The sequence below is a fragment of the Shewanella sp. FJAT-51649 genome (assembly GCF_019457435.1).
GTDB classification, from domain to species: domain Bacteria; phylum Pseudomonadota; class Gammaproteobacteria; order Enterobacterales; family Shewanellaceae; genus Shewanella; species Shewanella mangrovisoli.
Map to the genome: position 1 here is coordinate 4181349 of NZ_CP080411.1, position 24144 is coordinate 4205492.

At 48.6% G+C, this 24144-nt stretch carries 18 protein-coding genes; 8 read left to right on the plus strand and 10 right to left on the minus strand.

Going from position 1 to position 24144, the window contains the following annotated elements; genetic code table 11:
- Positions 1–6: 6 nt before the first annotated feature.
- Positions 7–1170 carry a cystathionine gamma-synthase gene (gene metB, locus K0H59_RS18280; RefSeq protein ID WP_220055636.1) on the minus strand — a complete coding sequence of 388 codons (1164 nt, stop codon included), beginning with the start codon at positions 1168–1170 and terminating at the stop codon, positions 7–9.
- Between the two features lie 222 nt (positions 1171–1392).
- Here metB and metJ point away from each other — a divergent pair, with 222 nt between their 5' ends.
- Both metJ and K0H59_RS18290 read left to right on the plus strand, forming a co-directional pair.
- On the plus strand, positions 1393–1707 hold the full coding sequence (gene metJ / locus K0H59_RS18285) for a met regulon transcriptional regulator MetJ (RefSeq protein WP_011718393.1): 315 nt from the start codon (positions 1393–1395) through the stop codon (positions 1705–1707).
- 108 nt (positions 1708–1815) lie between these two features.
- Positions 1816–2559 carry a sulfite exporter TauE/SafE family protein gene (locus K0H59_RS18290; protein WP_220053960.1) on the plus strand — a complete coding sequence of 248 codons (744 nt, stop codon included), beginning with the start codon at positions 1816–1818 and terminating at the stop codon, positions 2557–2559.
- Positions 2560–2682: 123 nt separating this feature from the next.
- On the opposite strand, the gene nrfD is transcribed toward K0H59_RS18290, so the two are convergent.
- From nrfD to K0H59_RS18310, 4 genes are all read right to left on the minus strand, one after another.
- A complete protein-coding gene (nrfD, locus tag K0H59_RS18295; RefSeq protein ID WP_220053961.1) occupies positions 2683–3627 on the minus strand; it encodes an NrfD/PsrC family molybdoenzyme membrane anchor subunit in 945 nt (314 codons plus the stop codon).
- A 2-nt stretch (positions 3628–3629) separates the two neighbouring features.
- On the minus strand, positions 3630–4196 hold the full coding sequence (locus K0H59_RS18300) for a 4Fe-4S dicluster domain-containing protein (RefSeq protein WP_088210069.1): 567 nt from the start codon (positions 4194–4196) through the stop codon (positions 3630–3632).
- Between the two features lie 12 nt (positions 4197–4208).
- On the minus strand, positions 4209–6491 hold the full coding sequence (gene phsA / locus K0H59_RS18305) for a thiosulfate reductase PhsA (protein WP_220053962.1): 2283 nt from the start codon (positions 6489–6491) through the stop codon (positions 4209–4211).
- A gap of 392 nt (positions 6492–6883) precedes the next feature.
- Positions 6884–7510 carry a pentapeptide repeat-containing protein gene (locus K0H59_RS18310; protein WP_220053963.1) on the minus strand — a complete coding sequence of 209 codons (627 nt, stop codon included), beginning with the start codon at positions 7508–7510 and terminating at the stop codon, positions 6884–6886.
- A gap of 702 nt (positions 7511–8212) precedes the next feature.
- Here K0H59_RS18310 and K0H59_RS18315 point away from each other — a divergent pair.
- A complete protein-coding gene (locus K0H59_RS18315; protein WP_023267761.1) occupies positions 8213–9316 on the plus strand; it encodes a phosphoribosylaminoimidazolesuccinocarboxamide synthase in 1104 nt (367 codons plus the stop codon).
- A 511-nt stretch (positions 9317–9827) separates the two neighbouring features.
- On the opposite strand, the gene K0H59_RS18320 is transcribed toward K0H59_RS18315, so the two are convergent.
- The 3 genes from K0H59_RS18320 to K0H59_RS18330 form a co-directional block, all read right to left on the minus strand.
- Positions 9828–11357 (minus strand): hypothetical protein, encoded by a 1530-nt coding sequence (locus tag K0H59_RS18320; protein WP_220053964.1) that lies wholly within the window; start codon positions 11355–11357, stop codon positions 9828–9830.
- 493 nt (positions 11358–11850) lie between these two features.
- Positions 11851–12642 (minus strand): class I SAM-dependent methyltransferase, encoded by a 792-nt coding sequence (locus tag K0H59_RS18325; RefSeq protein WP_220053965.1) that lies wholly within the window; start codon positions 12640–12642, stop codon positions 11851–11853.
- Between the two features lie 268 nt (positions 12643–12910).
- Entirely contained in the window at positions 12911–13621 is a 711-nt protein-coding gene (locus K0H59_RS18330; protein ID WP_220053966.1) for an oxidative stress defense protein, read from the minus strand.
- Positions 13622–14041: 420 nt separating this feature from the next.
- Here K0H59_RS18330 and rimO point away from each other — a divergent pair, with 420 nt between their 5' ends.
- Positions 14042–15484, plus strand: coding sequence for a 30S ribosomal protein S12 methylthiotransferase RimO (rimO, locus tag K0H59_RS18335; protein WP_011718402.1), 1443 nt, complete (start codon positions 14042–14044; stop codon positions 15482–15484).
- 300 nt (positions 15485–15784) lie between these two features.
- Here the strand turns inward: rimO and K0H59_RS18340 are convergent, their stop codons facing one another.
- The gene (locus tag K0H59_RS18340; RefSeq protein ID WP_086902221.1) at positions 15785–16012 is read right to left on the minus strand and encodes a ribosome alternative rescue factor ArfA; all 228 of its coding nucleotides are present in this window, start codon (positions 16010–16012) and stop codon (positions 15785–15787) included.
- 281 nt (positions 16013–16293) lie between these two features.
- Between K0H59_RS18340 and K0H59_RS18345 the strand changes: the two genes are divergently transcribed.
- Together K0H59_RS18345 and K0H59_RS18350 are read left to right on the plus strand one after the other, a co-directional pair.
- On the plus strand, positions 16294–17112 hold the full coding sequence (locus K0H59_RS18345; RefSeq protein ID WP_408733583.1) for a substrate-binding periplasmic protein: 819 nt from the start codon (positions 16294–16296) through the stop codon (positions 17110–17112).
- A 160-nt stretch (positions 17113–17272) separates the two neighbouring features.
- Positions 17273–19414, plus strand: a complete 2142-nt coding sequence (locus K0H59_RS18350; protein WP_220053967.1) for a TonB-dependent siderophore receptor — start codon at positions 17273–17275, stop codon at positions 19412–19414.
- 117 nt (positions 19415–19531) lie between these two features.
- On the opposite strand, the gene pmbA is transcribed toward K0H59_RS18350, so the two are convergent.
- A complete protein-coding gene (gene pmbA, locus K0H59_RS18355; protein WP_220053968.1) occupies positions 19532–20875 on the minus strand; it encodes a metalloprotease PmbA in 1344 nt (447 codons plus the stop codon).
- Between the two features lie 175 nt (positions 20876–21050).
- On the opposite strand from pmbA, the gene yjgA reads away from it, so the two are divergent.
- Together yjgA and K0H59_RS18365 are read left to right on the plus strand one after the other, a co-directional pair.
- Complete coding sequence (gene yjgA, locus K0H59_RS18360; RefSeq protein ID WP_011625015.1) at positions 21051–21584, plus strand: ribosome biogenesis factor YjgA; 534 nt, start codon at positions 21051–21053, stop codon at positions 21582–21584.
- A 28-nt stretch (positions 21585–21612) separates the two neighbouring features.
- On the plus strand, positions 21613–24102 hold the full coding sequence (locus K0H59_RS18365; RefSeq protein ID WP_220053969.1) for an Ig-like domain-containing protein: 2490 nt from the start codon (positions 21613–21615) through the stop codon (positions 24100–24102).
- Positions 24103–24144: the final 42 nt, after the last annotated feature.

The following is a 24144-nucleotide window of genomic DNA, read 5'->3' on the forward strand; positions in this document are numbered from 1 at the left end:
ATTCCTCTACTGACAAGCCGCGACGGCGGCCAATCCTGCTTGAATATCTGCAACTAAGTCGTCGGCATCTTCAATACCAACCGACAAACGTAATAGGGTGTCTTTAATGCCAGCTTCATAACGCGCTTGGGGCTCCATCGCCCTGTGGGTCATAGTCGCGGGCACGGCCACAAGACTCTCAACGCCACCTAAGCTCTCGGCCACGCTGAATAAACTTAAGGCATCTAAAAAGGCGACCACTTCGGCCTCGCCGCCCTTAAGCTCAAAACTCAGCATAGCGCCAAAGCCTTTTTGTTGCTTGGCAGCAATGGCATGGCCGGGGTGATCCGCAAGGCCTGGGTAATACACTTTGCTCACCACAGGGCTGCTCGTCAGCACGTCCACAATACGCTGGGCATTGCTTTGGTGCTCACGAATACGCACGGCTAAGGTACGCAGACCACGCAGGGTTTGATAACTATCGAAAGCTGACCCCGTTAAGCCTAAGGTGTTCGACCACCAATGTAAGGTCTCACCGAGTTGAGGATCTTTGGCGATCACTGCGCCTCCCACCACATCGCTGTGACCATTGATGTACTTAGTGGTGGAGTGGATAACGATATCGGCACCCAGTAATAGTGGTTGCTGCAAAATTGGCGAGAGGAAAGTGTTGTCCACCACAACTAAAGCGCCCACGGCGTGGCTCGCCTTCGCGATAGCTTCGATATCGACGACTCGCAGCAGAGGATTAGAAGGGGTTTCAATCCACACCATCTTAGGTTGCTGGGCGATGGCTTGCTCAAGCGCTTGGGCGTCGGTTTGATCGACCACCAGCAGTTTAAATTGGCCCTTTTTAGCCAAGTTAGTGAATAAACGGTAAGAACCGCCGTAGCAATCGTGGGGCACCACCAATAAATCATCGGGGCCGAGCAACGTAGTCACTAAGGTAATGGCCGCCATGCCTGTGCAAGTCACCACACCAGTTGCGCCCTTTTCCAGCTTAGCTAGGGCATCACCTAAGATGCTGCGGGTAGGATTGCCGGAACGGCTGTAATCAAATTCGCGAGGATTTTTATGACCATCGAAGGCGTAATTCGTCGACAGGTAAATTGGCGGCACCACAGCGCCATACTGAGTATCGCTTTCGATACCCTGACGCACTGCTAATGTGGCTAATTGACGTTCGGTCACTAATTTGCCTGCGGTCATCGGGAACTCCTAAGTTCGCAAAGAGATGTCTGGACGTCTAAATGTACCTAAGCCCAGTGGCATCGTCAATAGGCGTTAAGACGTTTAGACGTCTAAACATAAAGAAATCTGTTTGCAATCACTAAGAAATAGTAGCAATAATTTGACTGTTATCTGTAAGGGTTTAAAATCTGCCCCGAATTTAGCGTTATAACAGGTGAGTCAATGACTGAATGGAATGGGGAATACATCAGCCCCTATGCTGAACATGGCAAGAAGAATGAACAAGTAAAGAAAATTACTGTGTCTATTCCGCTCAAAGTGCTAAAAGTCCTCACGGATGAACGTACCCGTCGTCAGGTGAACAACCTGCGCCACGCCACCAATAGCGAACTCTTGTGTGAAGCATTTTTGCATGCCTACACCGGCCAGCCTCTGCCTAATGATGCCGATCTGTCGAAAGATAGCCCAGACAGCATTCCCGCCGAAGCGAAACGGTTGATGGACGAAATGGGGATCGAGTGGGAAGATATGGAATAACGCTCAGGCGTCCATAATCCTGCCGTAACTAATTATTAGGGATCGTTAATACTCATCTTGCCTGATGGGTTAGAGTAACGATCCCTATTTTGTTTTTGATGGAATCCTATGTTCTCCTTGATAGATCCACAAACGCTCGCCATTGCGTCTGTGATTGTGTTTTTAGGTGCCCTCACCCAGAGTCTGATTGGCTTTGGTCTTGCTGTGGTGGCGAGTCCGCTGCTGTATATTGTCGACCCCGAATTAGTGCCAGCCCCAGTGATTGTGATGGGTTTTTCCATCGCCCTGCTCACCCTACTGCGTGAGCGCGGCCATTTAGAATTCAACGGCTTGCAATATGCGCTGATTGGTCGAGTGCCCGGAGGTTTTATCGGTGCCAGCCTGTTGCTCTTTGCGCCGCAGCCGATTCTTGGTCTGGCGATTGCTGGCATTGTGGCGGTCGCCGTGGTGCTGAGCCTGTATAAATTCAGCCTGCCAGTGAATAAAGCGACTCTGTTTGGCGCGGGCGTGGTATCGGGGATCTTCGGTAATATTGCCGCCATTGGTGGTCCGCCGATGGCGATTTTGTTAGCGGGTAAGGATGCCTCAAAATTTCGCGCCGCACTCTCGGCCTTCTTTATCTTCAGCTCGACCATAGCCCTAGTCATTCTTGGGGTGACGGGCCTACTCGAAGTTAAGCATTTATGGTTATCCCTGATGCTGCTGCCCTCGGTCTTTTTAGGCTATTTAGTGGCGGGCAAACTGGTGGGGAATGTGGATAAACACAAGACCAAGATGGCAACCTTAGCCCTCTGCGCTATCAGCGCCTTAGTGCTTACGGTGAAATCAGTGATTGAGCTATTGCCGCAATAATTACCGCAATAACCCCCTTCCAATCGCTGCCAATCACAGCCATAAAAAAGCACCGATAATCGGTGCTTTTTGCTTGCAGGGGATGTGTGACTTATCCCATCGATATTACCGTTAACCAGAGCACTAACTTAGATAACTTTGTCCCGCATACACAATAAAGTGTCTCAGGGCTAACACGCCGGTTAAGCTGGCGCAGGCCACCATGATCATCGCGCCCTTGCTATGGCGAGTCGCGGCAGGCAACAGCATAAACAGCAGTGGAATACCAAAACCAATCCCGACCACGCCAATCCAGAATACGCTCGCCCACACGCCAGAGGTGAGTGATGCCAGCGCCGCAGCTGCCGCACCGCCCTTAAAGTACAAGGCGCAGAACAACATAAACAGGAACATGATTTCGATGGCCATCACTGGCAGCTCTAAGCCATGCATTTTAGCTAAGGTCTTGTCGTGGCTATCGGTCTTGAACATCACCAGCGCCAGCACCGCATTAGCCGCCGCGCCCGCCGATAAACCAGAGACTAAAAACAGCGCCGGCAATACCGCGGTATTCAGCATCGGATAGGCATTCATGGCCGAAATTAAGAAGCCTGTGTAAGCGCCTACACCAATCGCGAGGATAAACAGCAGCACTTCAATCAGCTTTCTAAAGGGCATCAGCAGCTTAGCAATAGGCACGAGGAAACCTAAGCCCCACTTTGGCAGTTCACCACGCAGCACAAGAATCGCGTAGGCAAATGCCAAGGGTGAGTAAGCCAGTAGCGCTAAGACACCAATCGCCATTACAGACTGGAAGTTGTAGTTGATTAAAATCAGCCAGAAGTGGAAAGGCTTCGTTAAATCAAACACTAAGCATGCCAAGCCTAAGCAAATGGCCACAGGGCCAATAATGGCGGCGGCCTTGAGAATACTGGTCTCACCCTGCGCTTGCTCCTTATTAAACCAACGCAAACCGATACCAATCAGCAAACTTCCGGCGGATAAACCCGCCATAAACAGATACACGGCGATGATCCAATGCCAAGTGACGGGATCATATTGCGCCATATCGCCCCAAGTATTGTTCATAATCAAATCCCCCCTCTTTTGGTAGGAACGCGATATACCCTAGGCTTGGTGCCTAAATGGGTCTTATCTTGGTAAGTGATCTTAGTGTTGAGTAGCATAGCGACCTCACTCTGTGGATCGTTGGCATCGCCAAAGACTAAGGCATCGGTCGGACACACAGTCACACAGGCGGGCTCTTCACCCCGGGCCAAACGCGTGTCCTTACAGAAGTTACACTTGTCTGCCACTTTGGTTTCTGGGTTCATAAAACGCACCTTGTAGGGGCACGCCGCCACGCAGTACATACAACCCACACACTTATCGCCGTGGATGGAGACAATGCCATCCTCGCCCACATAGGCAGCCCCCGTTGGACACACCTTCACACAGGGCGCATCTTCACACTGCTGACACGACACCCTGTGATACTTAAAGTGCAGGTGTGGCATCTCGCCGAAAGGCCCCTCAACACGCACTTGTAAGCGAGTCACGCCTTCGGGGACACCGTTTTCACTGCGGCAGGCCACGTTACAGGCTTGGCAGCCGATGCACTTGTTCTCATCGTGCACCATCACATATCTTTTCGTCATTTGAGCCTCCAATTAGCGTTTTGCCAGCGTGACGCCTGTCGTATGAATATTCATGCCACACACAGGGGCTGTTTGATGGGGCAGTAAGTTTCCGCAGTGGATACCTTTACCTGTCGCTCTAACCAACTCTTTGTTTTTAGAGCCAAAGCCCATATAGGCAAACACGGTATCGGGACGAATGCCCGGGGTGACTAAGGCGTGGCCTTCTTCGCTACCCACGCTGCTGGTTAACCGAATTGGGTCGCCATTGCTGATGCCTAACTTGCCCGCCGTAACGGGATGCACCCAAATGGCGTTATCCGACATCAGGTTAGCCAGCATGGGGATATTGTGAGTCGCACCATTGGTATGCACGGCAACCTTGCCTTGGATAAAGTACAGCTCATCGGCTTTCTTCAAATGCACTTCACGGAACTTAATCACCCCGCGCCCTGGTGCCATGGCTTCGACCTTGGCTGAGGTCAATTCAATCTTGCCGCTTGGGGTTTTAAAGCTGAGTAAACTGCCGTAGGTGCCATCTTCATCGACGGGTTTGGCATTGGCGTAGGCCTTAGTAAACTCGGCCACCATCTTAGGTTCGCGCAGCATGATGGACTTACCGAAGCTAACAAAACCTTCTTCCTTAATGCGGCGTAGCAGTGCGGTATCACGATTCACCTGCAGCAGTTGCAGGGTTTCCATGTTGTCCCAAGGGTAAAATTCACTTAGCCCGAGCTTAAGGCCAATATCCTTAAAGATTTGCCATGAGGGCTTAGTGTCGCCTAGAGTTTCCACCACGCGTTGGCGCACATAGTAGGCTGGATTTTTACCCGACTTGTCGGCGATTTCCTCATCGCGTTCAAGGTAAGTCGATTCGGGTAAAATCACGTCGGCATAGGCGGCGGTTTCACTTATATACACATCGCACACGGCAACAAAGTCGAGCTTTTTCAAGGCTTCAACCACACGTGCCCTATCGGTCATTGTTTGCATGGGGTTGGTACGGGACATTACCCAGCCATGTAATTGGTAGGGCACGGCACTTAAGGTCGCATCGAGGATGGTTTGGTAAATCCCGCCCGACGACCACATCATGGCGTACTGCTCTTCCACTTGGTCGATACGTTTCGCCGCAGGCTTAGGCATATCTTTTACGCCGGGTTTACCCAATACGGGCGCCACGCTTTCTCCCGCCAGCTTGTTATAGTCGCCAGGCTTTTGACCTAGGTAGATACCGCCCTTACGCTCGATATTGCCGATCAAAATATTGGCAGCGTACAAGGCGCGGCGCATTTCAAACTCTTCAGTGGTAAAGGTGGCTCTGTGACCAAAATCCACCACAGCATGGGGCGCCTTGGCCGCATATTCGTGAGCGATGCGGCGAATGTCTTTGGCGGGCACATCGGAAACGGTTTCGGCCCACTCAGGGGTGTAGGCTTTCACTTCGGCGGCGAAGGCATCAAACCCTTCCACATAACGCTCGATAAAGGCCTTGTCGTAGAGATTATCTTCAATCAATACATGGCAAAGCGCTAAAGCGACGGCCACATCGGTGCCGGGGCGGATCGCATACCATTCATCGGCCTTATCGGCGACGATGGAGAATCTTGGCTCAAACACCACCAGCTTGGCGCCTTTATCCATTTGCGCTGCCATCATGCCGCGGGTTTCGGACATGTTGATGCCTTCGTACAGGTTATGGCCGAAGTTAATGATGTATTTGGAGTTGCTTAAATCGCGCTTCACCTTAGTACCAAACATGGCCTTAGCGGCAATCTCGTAACCACCGGGGCAAGTTGAGGCATGGGTAAAGGTATTAGGGCTGCCAAAAGCGGTAGCGAGATGGAATAAGTGTTTTTCTTGCGAACCGGATTTTGAGGAAAACGCTACCGCTTCGGGGCCGTGAGCCTGTTTGATTTTATTGAGATTATCGGCAATCAGTTGGTAGGCTTCATCCCAAGAGATCTCGGCCCATTTACCCTCACCACGCTCGCCCACCCGTTTAAGTGGCTTCACAATCCGCTGTGGATCGTAAAGTAAACTATGGCCAGCGCCACCCCGGGCACAGACTTTACCACCAAAGGATTTAGCCGCCTTGTTACCGCTGATAAAGACGTTTTTACCCTCAATCACCCGCGCCGAAATCGGGCAACGGGTCGAACACATCTCACAGATACTGGCAATGTCTTTGCCCATTCCCTTTAGCTGCTTGTTCTCTAACGCCGCTAAGCTGCCTGGCAACAAGCTAGCCAAGGCGCACGTTGCACCGCTGGCCCCTGCGCCCTTTAAAAAGGTTCGCCTATTAAGCTCAATCATGGTTACCTCCATCACACTCATCCACCCTAATGCGCCACTTGGCACACGCAAACTTAGGCTTTTGTCACCGCTGCGGTTAAAGGCTAAATTCGCTCACAGGTTTTTAGTTATTTACGCCAATGCACTTGCACCAATGACCTTGGGCACGCAGGCATTTTGCTGTTCCAGAGTGATTGTTATCCCTAAAGGGGTAAGCGGATATTGTGGTAAACCACATAGGCAAGTTGAGTGTGATCTGCGGCAACTAAAAGTTAAAAATGGTCTAAAAATTCGTGAATAGGATCAATAGAATTGGCGAGCCATTTGGGGAACCACTCGCCAACATTTTGAGATAAAAAACAGGCTAAAAAAATCTAAAAAAATGACCAAAACAAGCTCGGTAAAATGGCAACTTAATCGACTAGGGTGATCTCTAAGCCATTGAGTAAACGAATCGCTTCGTCACGGCTAAACTTAGCGCCCTTGATTTTATTGTTAAAAATATCGATATCGTAATCGGTCGCCTCGGAGAAATCCGCTTCCATCAACTCGGTGCGGCCGAATAAGCTATAGCGAAAATCGCTGTAACTAAAGTTGGCGCGATTAAACTTGCCCTCACGGAAATCCACATCCTGCGCCTTACAGCCCTCGAGCACCATTTCATCGAGTTGCAGCCCCATAAAAGAGCAGTCGTTTAAGATGCAGGTTCTAAAACTAAAAGGCGCCGCAAAGGATAATCTCGGCCAAGCGGCGCGGGTCCAATCTATGCCCACCAACTTACATTCTTCAAAACTCACGCCGTTAAATTGGCTTAAGGGCACCTTGAGCAGGCTCAAATTACAGCCCACAAAACGGCAATCGATAAACTTGCAGTTACGGAATGTGCTGTCGCTAAACTGGCAATAGTGGAATTCACACTCTTCAAACTCCAGATCCTGCCACTGGGTTTGGCTCTCGGCTAAGGCGATAAATTGCTTTGAGAAAAAATCCCCCCCCTCGGCAGTGGCGCGCGCCATCATCGGCGTTTTTACATCTGTCATTGACTACCTCTATGTGTGCCAACCCAGCCTGAGGCTAAGGGCTGATGGGCAAACTGTGTTTTTCAATTCACAAAAAATGGGCCTTAACGCAAAAGGCCACGCGGTATAGTTGCTTAGCCCTCGCTTTATTCAGACCACCTATATTACCCCGATTTACTGAGCTAACTGCATGCCTATATTGGGATTAATGCCATTCTAAGGCTTAGCAAGTCACACTTTAAACTCAACTTCCCTGCTCCTCGGCTCGAGTTTTATGGGAAGTATTTTCTGCTGCCACATTGAACCCTGCCCAAATTTACACCGACACGCCGCACAGATGTGCATAAATAGCCGTGGAAAATTTTGCGAATAAAGGTAAAATGGCGCCACTTTTCGCGGCTGTCTAACAAGGTTCTCTCGGATTAATGGTTAGCCTTTTCGAGCAAAATGGCACGGGGTTCCCCCGCTTGAACAGACCAGATTCCTTCTGGCGCCAACCTTGCTCTGCGTGTTATTTTTACCCCTTATCCCGACCTTCTCTCTCCAGCCTATCGCCCGAAAATATCCTATTCGCTTTACGTTTTAACCTCACCAATCTCTTGTGCGCACTGAGCAATAAGCTATTGGTCAATAATAAAAAGGTGGCAAAGCATTTACGGCTTATGCACACCGCAACGAATAAAAAACTCGTCCCTACACTCTCTATCCAAAGGAATACTCGTCATGAGTCTTGCTGATTCCGTATTAGCCGTAAACAACGATTTACCCATCCGCACCGACAGCCCAGTCCATAGCGGCAAGGTACGTAGCGTTTACTGGCTAACCGACGCCGACAGCCGCCGTTTAATTCAAACCAAGGGCTACAATGTGCCAGAAGATACGCCGCTTGCCATTATGGTGATTAGCGACCGTATCTCAGCCTTCGACTGCATCTTCCACGGTGAAGGCGGATTAAAAGGCATCCCTGGTAAAGGCGCGGCATTAAATGCCATTTCTAATCATTGGTTTAAGTTATTTGCCGAAAACGGTTTAGCCGACAGCCACATTTTAGATATTCCGCATCCCTTCGTTTGGATAGTCCAAAAAGCCCGCCCAATCAAGGTTGAAGCCATTTGCCGCCAATACATCACTGGCTCAATGTGGCGCGCCTACTCTAAGGGCGAGCGCGTATTCTGCGGTATCACACTGCCAGAAGGCTTAGAGAAAGATCAAAAGCTGCCGGATTTACTGATCACCCCTTCGACCAAAGGTATCTTAACTGGGATTCCCGGTGTGCCCGCACAGGACGATGTGAACATCAGCCGCAGCGATATCGAAGCCAACTATCAAGCCTTTGGTTTTGAAAAGGTAGAAGATATCGACCTATACGAGAAGCTGTTAAAAGATGGCTTTAAGGTGATTTCAAAGGCTCTAGCTGACCTTGACCAAGTGTTTGTAGATACCAAGTTCGAGTTTGGCTATGTGACCGATAAAAACGGCAACTCAAAACTGATCTATATGGATGAAGTGGGCACCCCTGACTCATCCCGTATTTGGGACGGCGCCGCCTACCGCGATGGTAAAATCCTTGAAAACTCTAAGGAAGGCTTCCGTCAGTTCCTGTTAAATCATTTCCCTGATCCGGATATTCTGCTCAACAAGGACAGAATGCCAGAGCGCGAAGCCCTCGCCCGTGATAATGCCCTACCATTAGAGGCGATGATGCAAGTGTCGCGCACTTACACCGGCATCGCCGAGAAGGTGACTGGCGCGGCAATCCCGCTGCCAGCAAATCCAAAGGCAGATATTATTAAGATCCTACGGGAAGAGTATGATCTGATTGTTTAATCAGATTTCGATGAGGTATGGAGTTTTCCTTAACCTCAGAATGTAGAAAAGGCGCTTAGGCGCCTTTTTTGTTTTTCAAACTGGGTTTGGATTTATTTGTATGAGTCAATTTAACTCAATTCTGAAATGTTAATCTGAGAAAAATCAAAGCAAAGTCAAAGTCGTGGGGCTTCACCCCACACCCGACCAAGGAAGACTGCTCGTCCTATCCTCCTTGGATGCTCCAAGACGCCCCTAGCGAAGTTACATGCATTAGGTACTAGCCTTGGTCTTATGGATAAATTGCTATCGCTTCCGAAGGATGCGTCCCTGCACCTGCGAAAGCTAGCCGGTCATCCATGACCGGACTCACACAATTTATTCCAACGCCCCGCGGCAACTTCGCAGGGGAAGGTGAACTCCTTCAGCTTTTGTGTTATCTGCGGTTTATTGAAAAATATGCATGTCTCATCTTTACTCAAATTATGCCTGTCCGATCTTTCCAAGATCTTTCTCAGTTGTTGAATACAAGTTAACTTTTTAGCTTTAAAGTTTCGACAACCTTGGCGATTAAATCAATTTGTTTATTGCTATCAATTGCATCTGAACTTGAACTAGAAGCACCATTCAAACCAAAAATTTTTACTAGCAGTTCAATTTTCGACTTGCGCTTTAACTCTTTAATATCTGAATCTTTCATTCCATCACAGTCCAGGGAATATGTAACTTGCTCTGTAAGAATAGAAGCTTTTAGCATATTCATTTTATCAGTGTGCAAAGCTATTATATGCTTCACTAGAAAGAACAGCAGTGTCGAGAGAGTAGCTATAATAAGGGTTGTAGCTGTAATCGCAGGAAGTCTACTAAGTAAAATGTCAAGAACCGAAGTTTTGTTAACTGCATAGCTAAAAGTTGATGTTTCATTAGAAGTGCTATCAATAAACTTAATCAAGTCATTAGCATTGCTGTATATCATAAAAAAGATATTAGTTAGTGTACTTAGCAAAGCTGCCATAACAGCATAGCAGAACCAAATATGCATTCTTGACGCCTTTGAAAATCCATTCATATCTAAACTATATGAATCCATTTCAGATTGAGTCTTTCTAACCATTGCCTGTCGCTTTTCTAAATTAGCTTGTTCGACTTCAATTTTAGAGGTAATCCCCTTTAGTTCATCTTTACTAATATCTAACTCACTCTTAATCTCGATCAAATCTCGATTAAAGTTGTCAGTGGTTTCTTGGCTATTTTTAAGTTTTTGTTCGATTGTAGAAAGCTTCGAGTTTGCGGTAGCTATTTCACGTTCCAATCTATCCCTAATCACCATATTCTCGTTAAGTGAATCGGCCAATCTTGCTCGCTCATCGAGTTGAATGGAAATAGATGCTTTTATTTCATTATATTCATTTGCCCGAGCCTTAACCCCTTCACTAGTGATACGTACGCTATTTTCAGCAATCTTTTTGTATTCAAAAGCAGTTTTTTTCAATCTTTCTCGGCTGTCAGCTAGAGATTCCAACAGTTCACGGTCTTCAAATAACTCCTTAAAATTTAAATAAATAGCAAATCTAAAGTTTATAGATTTAGGCAAAATAAAACCAAAAATAACACTATATACTTCAAATGATGAATAAGGTTGCTCACCTGTGAACTGAAAAGACTTGGGGTTACCACTAACCTTTTTATCTATCCCAGCGTGAGATATTAACCTGATAGCATCTCCCATCTTTCGATCATTCGGAATCTTACTCGTTCTAATTACTGACACAAAAAGAGGACTTCTGAATAATATAACCCTTTCCCCAACTAATGAGCCAGAAGTGTAATTTGTAAAAGGGAGCACTTTCGCAAGCTCGTCCTCATCTAATTCATCAACTGTTCCAATAAAGTGCACCTCTCTAGAATCAGCATCACACTTGTTGTATTGGGTGTTTAACAATTCAAGAAAACGGTCACACTCATTAATTAGCTTATTGCTATTAATCGACTTTATTGCATCGAAAACTGTATTATCCAAATCGGAGTTATCGGTATTGCCCTGTTCTTCATTGACTTGCATTAAAAACTCCCCCTAACTAGTTCATAAAATTTTTAATATTTCAAACCTATCACCAAAAAATCAGTAAAGATAGATAAGATATTGATTTACACATTGATTAACGAAAGATGGGACAGGCATAACTCTTTTGAGCTTAACAGCCAACGCCAAGGCTACAGAAGTTCATCCTCCCCTCGGAGTTGCCGCAGGGCATTTGTGTTCGTTGCGTGAGCGAGGCATGGATGCCGAGATAGCGTCAGTCGAATCAGGGACGAGCGTCTGACGCGATAGCATAAGAACGCTTAATGCCCAAGGGGCTTTCAACTCCGTTGGGGACGCCGGGGGATATCCAAAAGGGGAACAGGCGCTTTTCCCCTTTTGGTCGGGTGTGGGGTGAAGCCCCACGACTTTGACTTTGACTTTGGTTTTGATTTTATAAAGAAACCATCAACAGTCTAAATAAGCTAAAGAAGACTGATGAAAGTAAGAAAGTTGTAACACCTTCAACCCAAGGTTAAATCTTCACACAGACAAACAGCGCATTACCTGAGCTTAAATCCCATGGGACGATTTTTTCATAATCGTGTTCAAAGATATGCACTTCAAAATATGGCGCGAGTAAGGCTTGCAGCTCCGCAAAACTGGTGGCGACCATAGTGTGTTGGTCTTGCCATAACTCAGTCTGATGCACAGATGTATCAGCATCGGCGTCAACATCAACCTGTTGAGTAAAAGGTTGCAAACTCTTTGCAATACTCAGATTTAATGACTGGTTTTCGCCTTGACCACTGTAATGCCAGCCAGATTCAAAGGCAAAATGGTGCCCCTCAAACTCGGCAAAATGCTTAATCGATAAGCGGTTATCGATGCGGTGCTTATCAACCGAGTTAAAACAAAATATCCCGCCGTCATTCAGGGCGCGGTACACGCTGGCAATACAACTCTTAAGGCGCTCGATGCCCGCACTGTAATGGATGGAATATAAAAAACAGGTAATTAAATCGACTGGCTGCTCGAGATAAAAGGCGGTCATATCCTGTAGATTAAACTGCGCCTCAGGGCAGCGGCGCATGGCCATATCGAGCATGGGTTGATTAATATCCAGACCACGGCACTGATAGCCAAGGTCGATAAAGTGCCGCACATGCGGGCCTGTGCCGCAGGCTAGATCGAGGTGTTGCTTGCCATTATTGCCTAAGAACTGATGCAATCGATGGATACTCGCACTCTGTTGTTGATAGTTGATATCGGAGCACATGAGATCGTAATAACCGGAGAGATCGGTATAAAGCGCGTTAGAAGACATAGCGGCAAACAGGAGCCATAGGCAATTAAGGGTGGCGCATGATATATCAGTTGGCTAAGAACCGATACACGCAATTCCGCCCTAGATACGAGTACAAGACGCGTGAATTCATTTTATTCAATAAACAGTCCACTAGGATAAAGATGGGGCAGGTGTTTTCTTCAATTCGGTTCGCTAAGTGGAATATGCCTTTACGGCCAAGCATATAAAAATGGGCTGCTCAGTTGAGCAGCCCATTGCGATAGAGAGTCATACCCACATTGCGGTTTTATTTGAGTTTATAAACCACTTCGACTCTGTCTTCGATAGTGACTTGACCATATTGATAGCTTTCGGCGGCTCCCATGGCATCGGCCTTAGCATTCATACGTAACATTACGGGCTGCACTGGGCGTTGATCGTAATAACGAATTTGCCATACCTTACCTAAGTTCTCCCCAAATCCCTTGGCTAAGCTTTCGGCTTTTTGTTTTGCATCGACAATCGCCGATTGGCGCGCCTTGGCCACATACTCGGCCTCTTTGCTCGACTTAAGGGCGATATTGTTAACCCTGTTAATCCCCTCCTCTAAGGCGGAGTCCAGAATGGTATTTAAGCGGGCTAAATCACTAATAGTGACTGTGATTTGACGACTCGCGGTATAACCACTCAGCTCGGGCGCCTTATCTTGGGCATACACATATTGCGGTTGCAGATTTAAGTTAGCGCTTTGGATTTGCTCCTTGGTAATACCCGCGGCGGTTAAACGGGCGATAAATTTCGCCACTGCGACATCCGAATTATCCTTGGCGGCCTTGGCCTCTTTCTCAGTAACGGCTACTTCGACATTAAGCTCTGCCATATCCGGCTCAACCTGAATTTGGCTCACGCCCATGGTTTCGACATGGGGAAAATCCACGTCGGCGGCCATCGCCTTCGCGGTAAATACGCCAGAAAAAAGACCACCAGCCATTAATACAGCTAAAAGAGAATGCTTCATTGTTAACTCCAACTAAATCATTTAAGGCGAGACTGCCGTGGTTCTGACGCGGCGGCTATCGGCTAAAAGTACGACTCACTGTACCAATATGTAACAGCCCGATTTGTCGTCCGTTGCGATAGCCACGCATCATGCAAACTACCCCTATAAACGCGGGCAAAAATAAAAAGGGTTAATTTTTTTGAAAATTTTTTAAATCGGCGCCGAGCGGCAGTGCACTGCGCCATTCAAACCTTAAAGCCATTCGCCCAAGATGAAATGCGGCGGGATAACAGAGCCGCGGACTCTACCGCGCCACAACTGGTAGAAACGCCCTCTTGGCTGTACACTTTTCACCCAAAGACACTGTACCTTTTAATCACTTCAGGTATAATCCGCGCTCTTTTTACGGCGCTCTTTTATCAGCATCAGCGAGACACCATGACAGTTGAAACTTTTAATCCTAAGCAAACAACCACGCTTGAGACCCCAGCCAAGACATTAGAAGCAGCGAGTGCTGACTTAGCTAATGCCGAAAGTGCTACCGGGAATCGCATCGGTTTCGTGTCTTTGGGTTGCCCAAAAAACCTAGTGGACTCAGAGCGCATTCTGACCCAATTACGCATCGACGGCTATGAAGTCACCAACAGCTACGACAATGCCGATCTGGTTATCGTCAACACCTGTGGCTTTATCGATGCGGCGGTTGAAGAATCCTTAGATGCGGTGCGCGAAGCCCTAGAAGAAAACGGCAAAGTGATCGTGACCGGCTGTTTAGGCGCCAAGGAAAACCAAATCCGTGAAGTGCACCCAGACGTGCTCGAAATCACCGGTCCACACAGCTACGAAGCCGTGTTAAAGCATGTACACAAGTACGTGCCAAAACCAGAGCACAACCCATTTACCTCGTTAATCCCACAAACTGGGGTTAAGTTAACGCCTAAGCATTACGCTTACTTAAAGATTTCAGAAGGTTGTGATAACCGTTGTACCTTCTGCATCATCCCTGCACTGCGTGGTGATTTAGACAGCCGCCCAGCGGGTAGCGTATTAGATGAAGCCAAGCGTTTGGTTGAATCAGGCGTACAAGAAATTTTAGTCGTTAGCCAAGACACCTCTGCCTACGGTAAAGACAAGGGCGGCCGTACCGATTTCTGGAACGGTATGCCTGTGAAGCAAGACATCACTAGCCTTGCCCGCCAATTGGGCAAGATGGGCGCTTGGGTACGTTTACACTACATCTACCCATACCCATGGGTTGACGATCTGATCCCATTAATGGCCGAAGGTTTAATCCTGCCTTACCTAGACATTCCAATGCAGCACGCCAGCCCTCGCATCCTGAAAATGATGAAGCGTCCAGGCCGTGTTGACCGTCAGTTAGAAGCCATCCAACGCTGGCGCGAAATCTGCCCAGATTTGGTTATCCGCTCAACCTTTATCGTGGGCTTCCCTGGCGAAACCGAAGAAGACTTCGAAATGCTGCTCGACTTCCTGCGTGAAGCGCGTCTCGACCGCGTAGGCTGCTTCAAGTACTCAGAAGTGGAAGGCGCTGTAGCCAACACAATCGCTGAACTTATCAGCGAAGACGTGAAGGAAGACAGATACCACAGATTTATGGAAGTCCAAGCCGAGATCAGCGCCGAGCGTTTAGCTCGTTTCGTTGGCCGCACTATGGATATTCTGATCGATGACGTAGACGAAGAAGGCGCCATTGGCCGCAGCTTCGCCGATGCTCCTGAAATCGATGGCATGGTCTTTATCAACGGTGAAACCGAACTCGAACCCGGCATGTTAGTTCGCGCCGTGATCACTCACTCGGACGAGCACGATCTGTGGGCTGAGTTAGTCGACGCCGATGCAGAAGATGATATTGAGGCCTAAGCACTCGGCTTAAGCGTGCTACATAAGCGCTTGCCCTCAGCAGTCGATTAGCCGGATTAAAAACATAAATAGCGAGTCCTTGATATTAATACTAATAGTCAAGGGCTCGCTTTTTTATGGGCAATCGTTACCGACCTAGTGATAGGCATTGAAGGATATCGGCAGTAAATGGCAGAGCTAATCAGTCGAGGATTAAATTCAGGAATGACGCGTTAAGAGGTTTACAGGATAAGCATCAAAGAGAAATCGAGCAGAGCTAAGGGAGAACAAATCAGCGCGAGTAAAGTTAAGGGGCCTACACTAAGCTCCAGCAAGGCAAACTCCCATAAAGTCGAAAGGGGTATCGCCCCTGTGCTGATACCCCTTTCGGTTTGCTGCTTTACGGTTATAAGATCCTTTGCCCTTTTTCGGCTTTTCGGTTCGCATTCTAAACAGTGAACTTGTCACCACTGCCTTGAGTGCGTTGTCGGTAATAGTGCCGCGACCATTTTCATGTTCGAGCACGCTAGTCTCTTTAAGCTTTGCCATAGGAACTCCTCAGTTAATATTTACAGGCCAAATGCACCTCACCCGACCTGCGGCGACACTATAGCGCAATATGACAGGATGTACAGAGTTTGTGCAGTAGTGCAAAGAATCTCTCTTTTTATTATCAAAAAGTATGATAGATTAATTCAATAAAAATAATACATTAGGCTAACAAGCCTTCACCTTAGTTGTACTTTTAGCTCGCCCATTGGCGGCAAGATTACCCTTTGTAATCACGGGATAAGGAGATCATTTTGCAGTTTGCAGTTATTTATCGGCCTTTGCTTAGCCTCGTTTTCTTGTTACTCAGCTTCTTCCCCAGCCTAGCGCAGGCTTTTTCAAGCTCTGAGTGCATCATTACCATGGGGTATCGCACCAGTGAGCGCCTTCCCTTTATCGAGCACGACCCAAATAACCAAGGGTTTTACCACGACATCTATCAAGCCGCCGCCGAACGGATTGGTTGCAAACTCAGGATCACGCGGGCGCCTAAGATGCGGATTTTGCGGGATCTAAAACTCGGTAATATCGACTTTTATCCAGGCCTGAGTTTTAGTGAAGAGCGCGCCCAATTTGCCTATTTTATCCCTAATGGCCTATCGGAGCGCGCTATCGGCATTAGCCGTGCGGGAGCCGCCAATATCAGTTCGTTAGAGCAGTTGTCCCAGAGTGGGATGACACTATTAATCGCCCCCGGCAGCTACGACTTTAACGGCTTGCCCGAGACCATGTCGGTACGTAAACCGCCCGAACTCGATGTGCCTAAGGCCCTAGATTACCTGCTTGCCAGCCAAGGGGATTTTTTTATCTACGATCAGGCCACCATCAGCTACTACCTTAAACAGCGAGACATGAGCCAATTTAAGCTGCACCCTAATTGCTGTCAGCAGCCTCAGGCCATGTATCTGGGGTTTTCGAAAAAAAGCCGCCATTTTCGCGGGCAACATAACCCAAACTACCGTGCAGACTTACCCGTCAGCCCAGATAACAGCCCCAACAGACTCGCCGAAGATTCGAAGGCCTATGAGTTTGCTAAGGCACTCGCCGCCATGGATGCCGAAGGGGAAACCCAACGTATTTACTTTAATCACTTCGGTTAATCCAAAAGCGTGTTAAACCGCGCCGCTTTTTATCCTTATCTTGGCGCTAGCTAGCACTTAGAGCCGTTATTTCAGCTTTGTCTTTATAAGCTCTGCGACAATATGCCGCACCTGTCACACTTCGATGATCTTTATAATGCAGCGCAATTTATCCGAGTGAATGGAAGACAAAACGATGGCTGCACACCCTTCAACTATCCCCCACAGCTTTAAATGCTCCGCAATCGCCAGCGCGCTGACCTTAGCATTAGGCGCTTCGGTTGCCTCACAGGCCATGGCCGACGAGACAAATCAGACTCAAATTGAACGTATTCAAGTCCATGGCGAGCAAAGTATTGGCCGTAACACCTTAGGCTCGGCCGATGCCTTGCTGAAAGACCAAGGCGTCGATTTCTCCGAAGCGGGCGGCGTTTCCGCCTTGCCCGTACTCAATGGCATGATGGGCGATCGCATTAAAGTGTTAGTCGATGGCGCGGATATCACCACCTCCTGTGCCAACCAAATGACCCCACCACTTTCCTACGTTTCCGCTAATCAAATCAGCTCGGTAGAAGTGGTCGCGGGCGTGTCCCCCGTCAGTGCGGGCGGCGACAATATCGCCGGCGTGATTAAGGTTAATAGCCTTAATCCTAAATTTAGCGACAGCGACAACCTCAGCTTCGAAAGCGGCGAAATCTCATCGGGATACCGCAGCACCAGCGATGCCTTCTTACTCGGTGCTAAAGCTGGGATTGCCAGTAAGGACTTAAGTCTCAGCTATCAAGGCGCCTATGAAGATGCCAATAGTTACCAGGATGGTCACGGCGATAAAGTGCTCGATACCCTCTATCGCGCTCAAAACCATGCGTTAACGGCGGCATGGCGCGATGACACACAACAACTAGCGATTAAGCTAACGCACCAGGCTATCCCGTTCCAAGGTTTTCTGAACCAATACATGGATATGACGGATAACAAGAGTTACGGCGCCCTAGTCCGCTATCTGCGAGATTTAGACAACGACGGTGAATTTAGCGCCCAGTTAAACTGGCACAGTGTGAAGCATGAAATGGGCTTCTTCACCCCAGAAAAAACCGGCAAGATGCCGATGAACACAGAGGGCAGCGATTACAGCTACCAACTGCATTGGCGCTTACCTATGGGCGATAACAACACGCTACTCGTCGGTCAGGAGTTTTATAGCTATCAACTCGATGATACTTGGCCAGCGGTGCCCGGCACTATGATGGCCCCCAATGACTATATCAATATCAACGACGGTGAACGCCGCCGCGCCGCAGTTTATGGCGAATGGCAGCAAAACCTCACGCCACTCTGGTGGTTGTCTGCCGGGATGCGTTATGAATATGTCACCACAGATACGGGCGAAGTGCAGGCTTACAGCAATATGCCCATGATGGGCATGCCGAATATGGATGCCGAGGCAGCAAAAGCCTTTAATGCTATGGATAGAAGACGAGACGATAACCTTATCGATGCAACTCTGTTGGCGCGTTATCAGCTATCGGCCAAACAACAATTGGAATTTGGCTTAGCCCGTAAAAACCGCGCGCCAAACCTGTATGAGCGTTACAGCTGGGGCCGTGGCGTGATGGCAACCACAATGATTGGCTGGTATGGCGACGGTAACGGCTATGTGGGCAACCCCGATCTTAAGCCCGAAACGGCGTATACCCTGAGTGCGGCCTATAAGTTTAATGGCGATGCATGGCAATTCTCGACCACGGCTTGGTATAGCGCAGTGACCGACTATATTGATGCCGAGGTGATTGGCAGTTTTAACCGTACTGGCCTAGCCAACGGTAAACGCAATATCCTTAAATTCACCAACGAAGATGCCAATTTATATGGCGCTAAGTTGAGTGCGAACTACCTATTAGCCGATACCGACAGCGGTAAATGGCAGATGCAAGGTAAGCTCGATATCACCCGTGGCGAGCGCGATGAGGGTAACGAGCCGCTTTATCAAATCAAACCGCTACAAACCGAGTTAGCCCTCAGCAATCAGCTGGGTGATTGGGAAAACCGCCTGTCATGGCAATGGGTAGCGACTAAGGATAAGGTCGATGATCGCCGTTTAGAAAATGAGACCGACAGCTACTCGCTGTTAAATCTAAGCAGCAGTATCAAATGGCAAGAGCTGAGTTTAACTTTTGCTATCAACAACCTGTTTGATACTTACTACGAACTACCGCTGGGTGGTGTCAACCTTGCCGAATTTAAGGCCGATAGTACGGGTGGCTTTGGCCAAGTCGCAGGCTCGGGTCGCTCATTTGAATTAGGTGCTAGCTATCGCTTCTAAAAAGTAGAACGACATAAAATCAAAAAGGGCAAATGCGAACGCATTTGCCCTTTTGTTTAAAGCTCATTCCGTTAACGCCGAACCGTTAGACTTAATGGCTCAATTGGGTCAACTCAATCAGTTACCCGCGACCTTCATCTCGGATAATAAAATCCCGCCAGTGCGGATAGACGAACGTAAATCGAAGTCCTTACTGACCGCCTGAATCCCACGGAACATATCCTTTAGATTGCCGGCGATAGTGATCTCTTCGACGGGGAACTGCACTTCGCCATTTTCCACGTAAAAACCGGCAGCGCCGCGGGAATAATCCCCCGTCACCATATTCACGCCTTGGCCCATCACCTCAGTGACAATTAAGCCAGTGCCCATGCCTTTGACTAGCTCATCGAAACTTTGGCCCGTGTGCGCCAGCGTCCAGTTGTAGATGCCGCCCGCATGGCCTGTGTTGGTTAAGCCTAGTTTGCGCGCCGAATAGCTGGTCAGCAGATAGCTTTCTAACATACCACGGTCGATGATGCGTCTATCTTGTGTCGCCACACCTTCGCTATCGTAGTTGGCACTGGCAAGCGCGCCCAGCAGATGCGGCTGCTCTTCAATGTTGAACCAATCGGGGAAGATTTGGGTGTGAATCGCATCCAACAGGAAGCTGGATTTACGGTACAAGCTGCCACCGCTGATCGCGCCGACTAAATGGCCGATAAGCCCTGTGGCGATTTCAGGCGAAAGCAGAATAGGTAAACGCGAAGTCGCAATCTTACGCGCGCCTAAACGACTCACTGTCTTTTGTGCGGTTTTCAAGCCAACGGATTCGGGAGATAACATCTCACTGAATTTACGGGCGATAGTGTAATCGTAATCCCGCTGCATGCTGCCGTCGCTGTCTTCACCGATCACGCTGCAACTTAAGCTGTAGCGCGAGCTGCAATAACCGTTTAAGAAGCCGTGGCTATTACCGTAAACTTTGACCGAAGTGTGGGCGTTTGCGCTGGCACCATCGGAGTTATTGATGCGCGGATCGGCATCGAGCGCCGCGGTTTCGGCACGAATCGCCAATTGGGCTAATTCGTCGGGAGAAATCTCTTCAGGATAATAAAGCTTAAGATCGCGGATCTCGGTCGCCATTAAGGCTTTCTCGGCTAAACCGCTAAAGGGGTCGGCCGAGGTGTAACGGGCGATATCGTCAGCCGCTTTCACCGCCAGAGCAATGGCTTCGGGGCTGAGATCGGAAGTCGATGAACTGCCCTTGCAACCATCACGATAAACCGTAATCCCTAGGGCGCCATCTTTATTAAATTCAACCGTTTCCACTTCTTTTAAGCGGGTTGAAACCGATAATCCCTGTTGTTTACTGATCGCCACTTCGGCGGCATTTGTCCCTAATTTATTGGCATATTCGAGGGCCACGGCAACCGCATCTTTCAGCGCGGCCAATTCACTATCGATTCTGTTCAAAGACACAAAGCTACTCTTTCGTTGTCGGCAATGGCGTTAGCATAACAAACACCCATGCCATTCTCATTATTTATTGCGCGCTTATTTCGTCATTCTCAGCCATGGCGCACGCGCTTTCGTTAGGCGATTTTTGGCGGGAGATGTTATTATTAGGCCGTTATTTAACTGAGGTTTTATCTATATGAAGATTGTTGGTGATTCAGAGCATTTTAAACAACCCTATGACAGTGACGAAGAGTATGTCAGCAAAACCGAGGACAAGCGTGACTGCGAAGCTGCTCAAAAAGTCGGTATGGAATTGGTGTCGCTCAGCAAGACCCAGCTAGATAAAATCGAGCTGGACGAGCACTTATACGACAGCATCCAGCAAGCTCATAAGATTAAGCCGAAGACCGAAGCCTATCGCCGCCATATGCAATATATCGGTAAGTTGATGCGTAACGTCGATGTGGAGCCGATTAAAGCCGCGCTCGCTATCGTACTGAACAAAAACAACAACGAGACCGCTAAGCTGCAAATGTTCGAGAAAATGCGCGAGCGTTTACTGAGCCAAGGCGACAGCGAAATTCAAACCTTAGTGGAACATTATCCACAGTTGGACAGACAGAAGCTGCGTACCTTAGTGCGCCAAGCCACAAAAGAGTTGGCAAAAGGCCCTGAGTCCAAATCATCTAAAGAGCTGTTTAAATACCTACGCAGCGAAATCCAAGACTAACAACTCAGCCCAACAAGGATGTTTGCTTATGCGATTTAGCAACACGTTTTGCAATCTTACTTTGCTTTCTATTGGCTTATTTGGACTTTGGGGCTGTAACGGCCCTTCTGACGAAGATAACGGTGGCACAGATGCCAGTGACGGTACTTACAAACTGTCTATCGACTTTAAAACCCTATCGGGTAGTCAATGTGGCAGTTTTACCTCACTTCAAAGTTTCCCTAAAGACGCAGGTTTTTGTGCTGTCGCCAAGTTAAACAAAGGTTCGGCTAAGGTCAGTAACCAGAGAGTTAACTTTACGACCGACCTTGGGACGTTAACACCGGAAAGCAAACTCACGGATAGCAACGGTGAAGCCGTTGTGATTGTGAGTAATCCAGATTTACTTATCAATGCTGGCACTATTACAGCAACCACCACCCCAAATGACTCAAGCACAGCGCTATCGGCGACTCGCAACTTTGAATTTACAGGCACTATCGACGGTACTGGTGCCTCCATCGCCCCAAAACTGAGTGCCAGTATTCAAAGCGGCGCGAATGTAGTGACTCGCTTTAAAGTGGATGAAGCCGTACAACTGCAAGCCATTTTCCTCGATGCCGAGAGTAACGGCATTGCCGATGCTAAGGTCACCTTTAGTGCGGGGTCGGCTACCTTAACCCCAGCCAGTGCGTTAACCAATAGCCAAGGTATTGCCCAAGTCAGTTATACCCCTAGTGCCACCGAGTTAGGCGCCAATGCCTTAACGGTAACAGTGGATTATCAAGGGCAATCGCTACAAAGCAGCAGCTTGTATGAAGTGCTCAGCAAAGATGCCGTTAACGAAGCCGGTACCTTAAAATTAGGCTCCTTTACTGGCAGCAGTTTTACCGAAGGTAAACTGGCGAGTACGTTAACGGCGCAGGCCGATGGCAGCTATAAAATCAGCGCGGGCGGCAGCTTTGGCGTGACCGCAAGCTTAGTGTTAGAGGCCAGCGATGGCACTATCACTCGCGTACAGACGCCATCATCCATCAGTTTCAGCTCTGACTGTACCGCCAGCAATAATGCGAACTTAGACACGCCTGTCACGACGCTATCGGGTAATGCCAGCTCGACCTTCCAAGACACCAGTTGCAGCGGTAATAGCGAGCGTAACGATCAAATCGTCGCGACCACAGTGGTAGGTAATCAAACGCTGACGGCGAACTTCCCCTTTACGCTACAACGTCAAACCTTAGCTAGCCTGAGCTTTGAAGCGGCAGAACCTAACCAAATTCGCATTAAAGGCGCTGGCGGAACTGGGTCGAGCGAATCATCACTGGTGAGCTTTAAAGTCACCAGCGCCAATGGCCAGCCCGCAGCCCAGCAAAAGGTTAGTTTTAGTTTAGATACTGTGGTCGGCGGTTTAAGTTTTGCCAATGGCAGCGCCAGCGCCGAGAGCCTGACCAACTCCCAAGGCATTGCTAGTGTACGTGTGCTCTCAGGTACTGTGCCGACCCCAGTTCGCGTGGTCGCTAGCGCAGTGGATGCCGATACCAAGGAAGTGATCACTAGCCAATCTGAGCAATTAACCGTTAATACTGGCCTGCCACAACAGCTTGGCTTTGGTCTTTCGACGACAATATTTAACCCCGAAGCGGGCGATTATAACGGTGAAACCGCGACTATTACCGCCAGACTATCCGATAGTTTTGGAAACCCAGCGCCCGACGATACCACGGTGAACTTCACCACCGAAGGCGGCCAAATCACCCCCAGCTGTCTGACACAAAATGGCGCCTGTAGCGTGACTTGGACATCCAGCGATTATCGCCCTCAAGATCACCGTATTACCATCTTGGCCTACGCCTTGGGTCACGAAACCTTCTTCGACACTAACGGCAACAATCAGTTTGATAGTGCCGATGGTGGCGCTATCGCAAACGCTTGTTTATTCAATGGCGCCGCAACACGCTGTAGCGGTAATGGTATGGATGTGGAAACCTTCCACAGCAGCGGTTTTAGCGACTTACCAACGGCGTTTCGTGATGATAATGAAAACTTCAGCTATGACAGTGGCGAGCGCTATTTCGATAACCTCGCCCGCGAGACCTATCCCGTCGCCGATGGCAAGTTTAACGGCCCTCAATGTGAAGGCAGCCTCTGTGGTACAGGTCAAGCCAACAAAACCTATGTGCGTAAGGCTTTGGTGTTAAGCATGTCTGGTTCGCAAGCTTATATCAGTGTGCAGCAAGACGGTGTGTTACTCGCGAGCGTTAATGATATTAAACCCGTTGCCGCAGGTAGCGAGTCTAAGTTTGTGGTGTTTGTGCATGACAGTGCCAAACAAATTATGCCTGCTAAGACTCAAATCGAGCTCTGCGTCGATTGTAACGGTACGCCAGATATCATTGAGGTAGCCAACACTATCACTGGCAAGAATGGCTTAGGCACACCGCTCAGTTTCACCGCCTCTGCAGGGAGTCAAATCAGTATCGTGACCACTACGCCCAAGCAAGTTAAGACCACCCTCAGCTTTACCGTGCCGACACTGTAAAAACCAAAAGACCCGCCAAGGCGGGTCTTTTACTTTCTAGCT

Coding starts and splice junctions, on each gene's coding strand:
- K0H59_RS18315 (WP_023267761.1), top strand. CDS start 8,213: ATGAGTCTTGCTGATTCCGTATTAGCCGTAAACAACGATTTACCCATC.
- K0H59_RS18365 (WP_220053969.1), top strand. CDS start 21,613: ATGCGATTTAGCAACACGTTTTGCAATCTTACTTTGCTTTCTATTGGC.
- K0H59_RS18300 (WP_088210069.1), bottom strand. CDS start 4,196: ATGACGAAAAGATATGTGATGGTGCACGATGAGAACAAGTGCATCGGC.
- K0H59_RS18325 (WP_220053965.1), bottom strand. CDS start 12,642: ATGTCTTCTAACGCGCTTTATACCGATCTCTCCGGTTATTACGATCTC.
- K0H59_RS18290 (WP_220053960.1), top strand. CDS start 1,816: ATGTTCTCCTTGATAGATCCACAAACGCTCGCCATTGCGTCTGTGATT.
- K0H59_RS18330 (WP_220053966.1), bottom strand. CDS start 13,621: ATGAAGCATTCTCTTTTAGCTGTATTAATGGCTGGTGGTCTTTTTTCT.
- K0H59_RS18310 (WP_220053963.1), bottom strand. CDS start 7,510: ATGACAGATGTAAAAACGCCGATGATGGCGCGCGCCACTGCCGAGGGG.
- K0H59_RS18340 (WP_086902221.1), bottom strand. CDS start 16,012: ATGGCAAAGCTTAAAGAGACTAGCGTGCTCGAACATGAAAATGGTCGC.
- nrfD (WP_220053961.1), bottom strand. CDS start 3,627: ATGAACAATACTTGGGGCGATATGGCGCAATATGATCCCGTCACTTGG.
- yjgA (WP_011625015.1), top strand. CDS start 21,051: ATGAAGATTGTTGGTGATTCAGAGCATTTTAAACAACCCTATGACAGT.
- rimO (WP_011718402.1), top strand. CDS start 14,042: ATGACAGTTGAAACTTTTAATCCTAAGCAAACAACCACGCTTGAGACC.
- K0H59_RS18320 (WP_220053964.1), bottom strand. CDS start 11,357: ATGCAAGTCAATGAAGAACAGGGCAATACCGATAACTCCGATTTGGAT.
- K0H59_RS18350 (WP_220053967.1), top strand. CDS start 17,273: ATGGAAGACAAAACGATGGCTGCACACCCTTCAACTATCCCCCACAGC.
- metJ (WP_011718393.1), top strand. CDS start 1,393: ATGACTGAATGGAATGGGGAATACATCAGCCCCTATGCTGAACATGGC.
- phsA (WP_220053962.1), bottom strand. CDS start 6,491: ATGATTGAGCTTAATAGGCGAACCTTTTTAAAGGGCGCAGGGGCCAGC.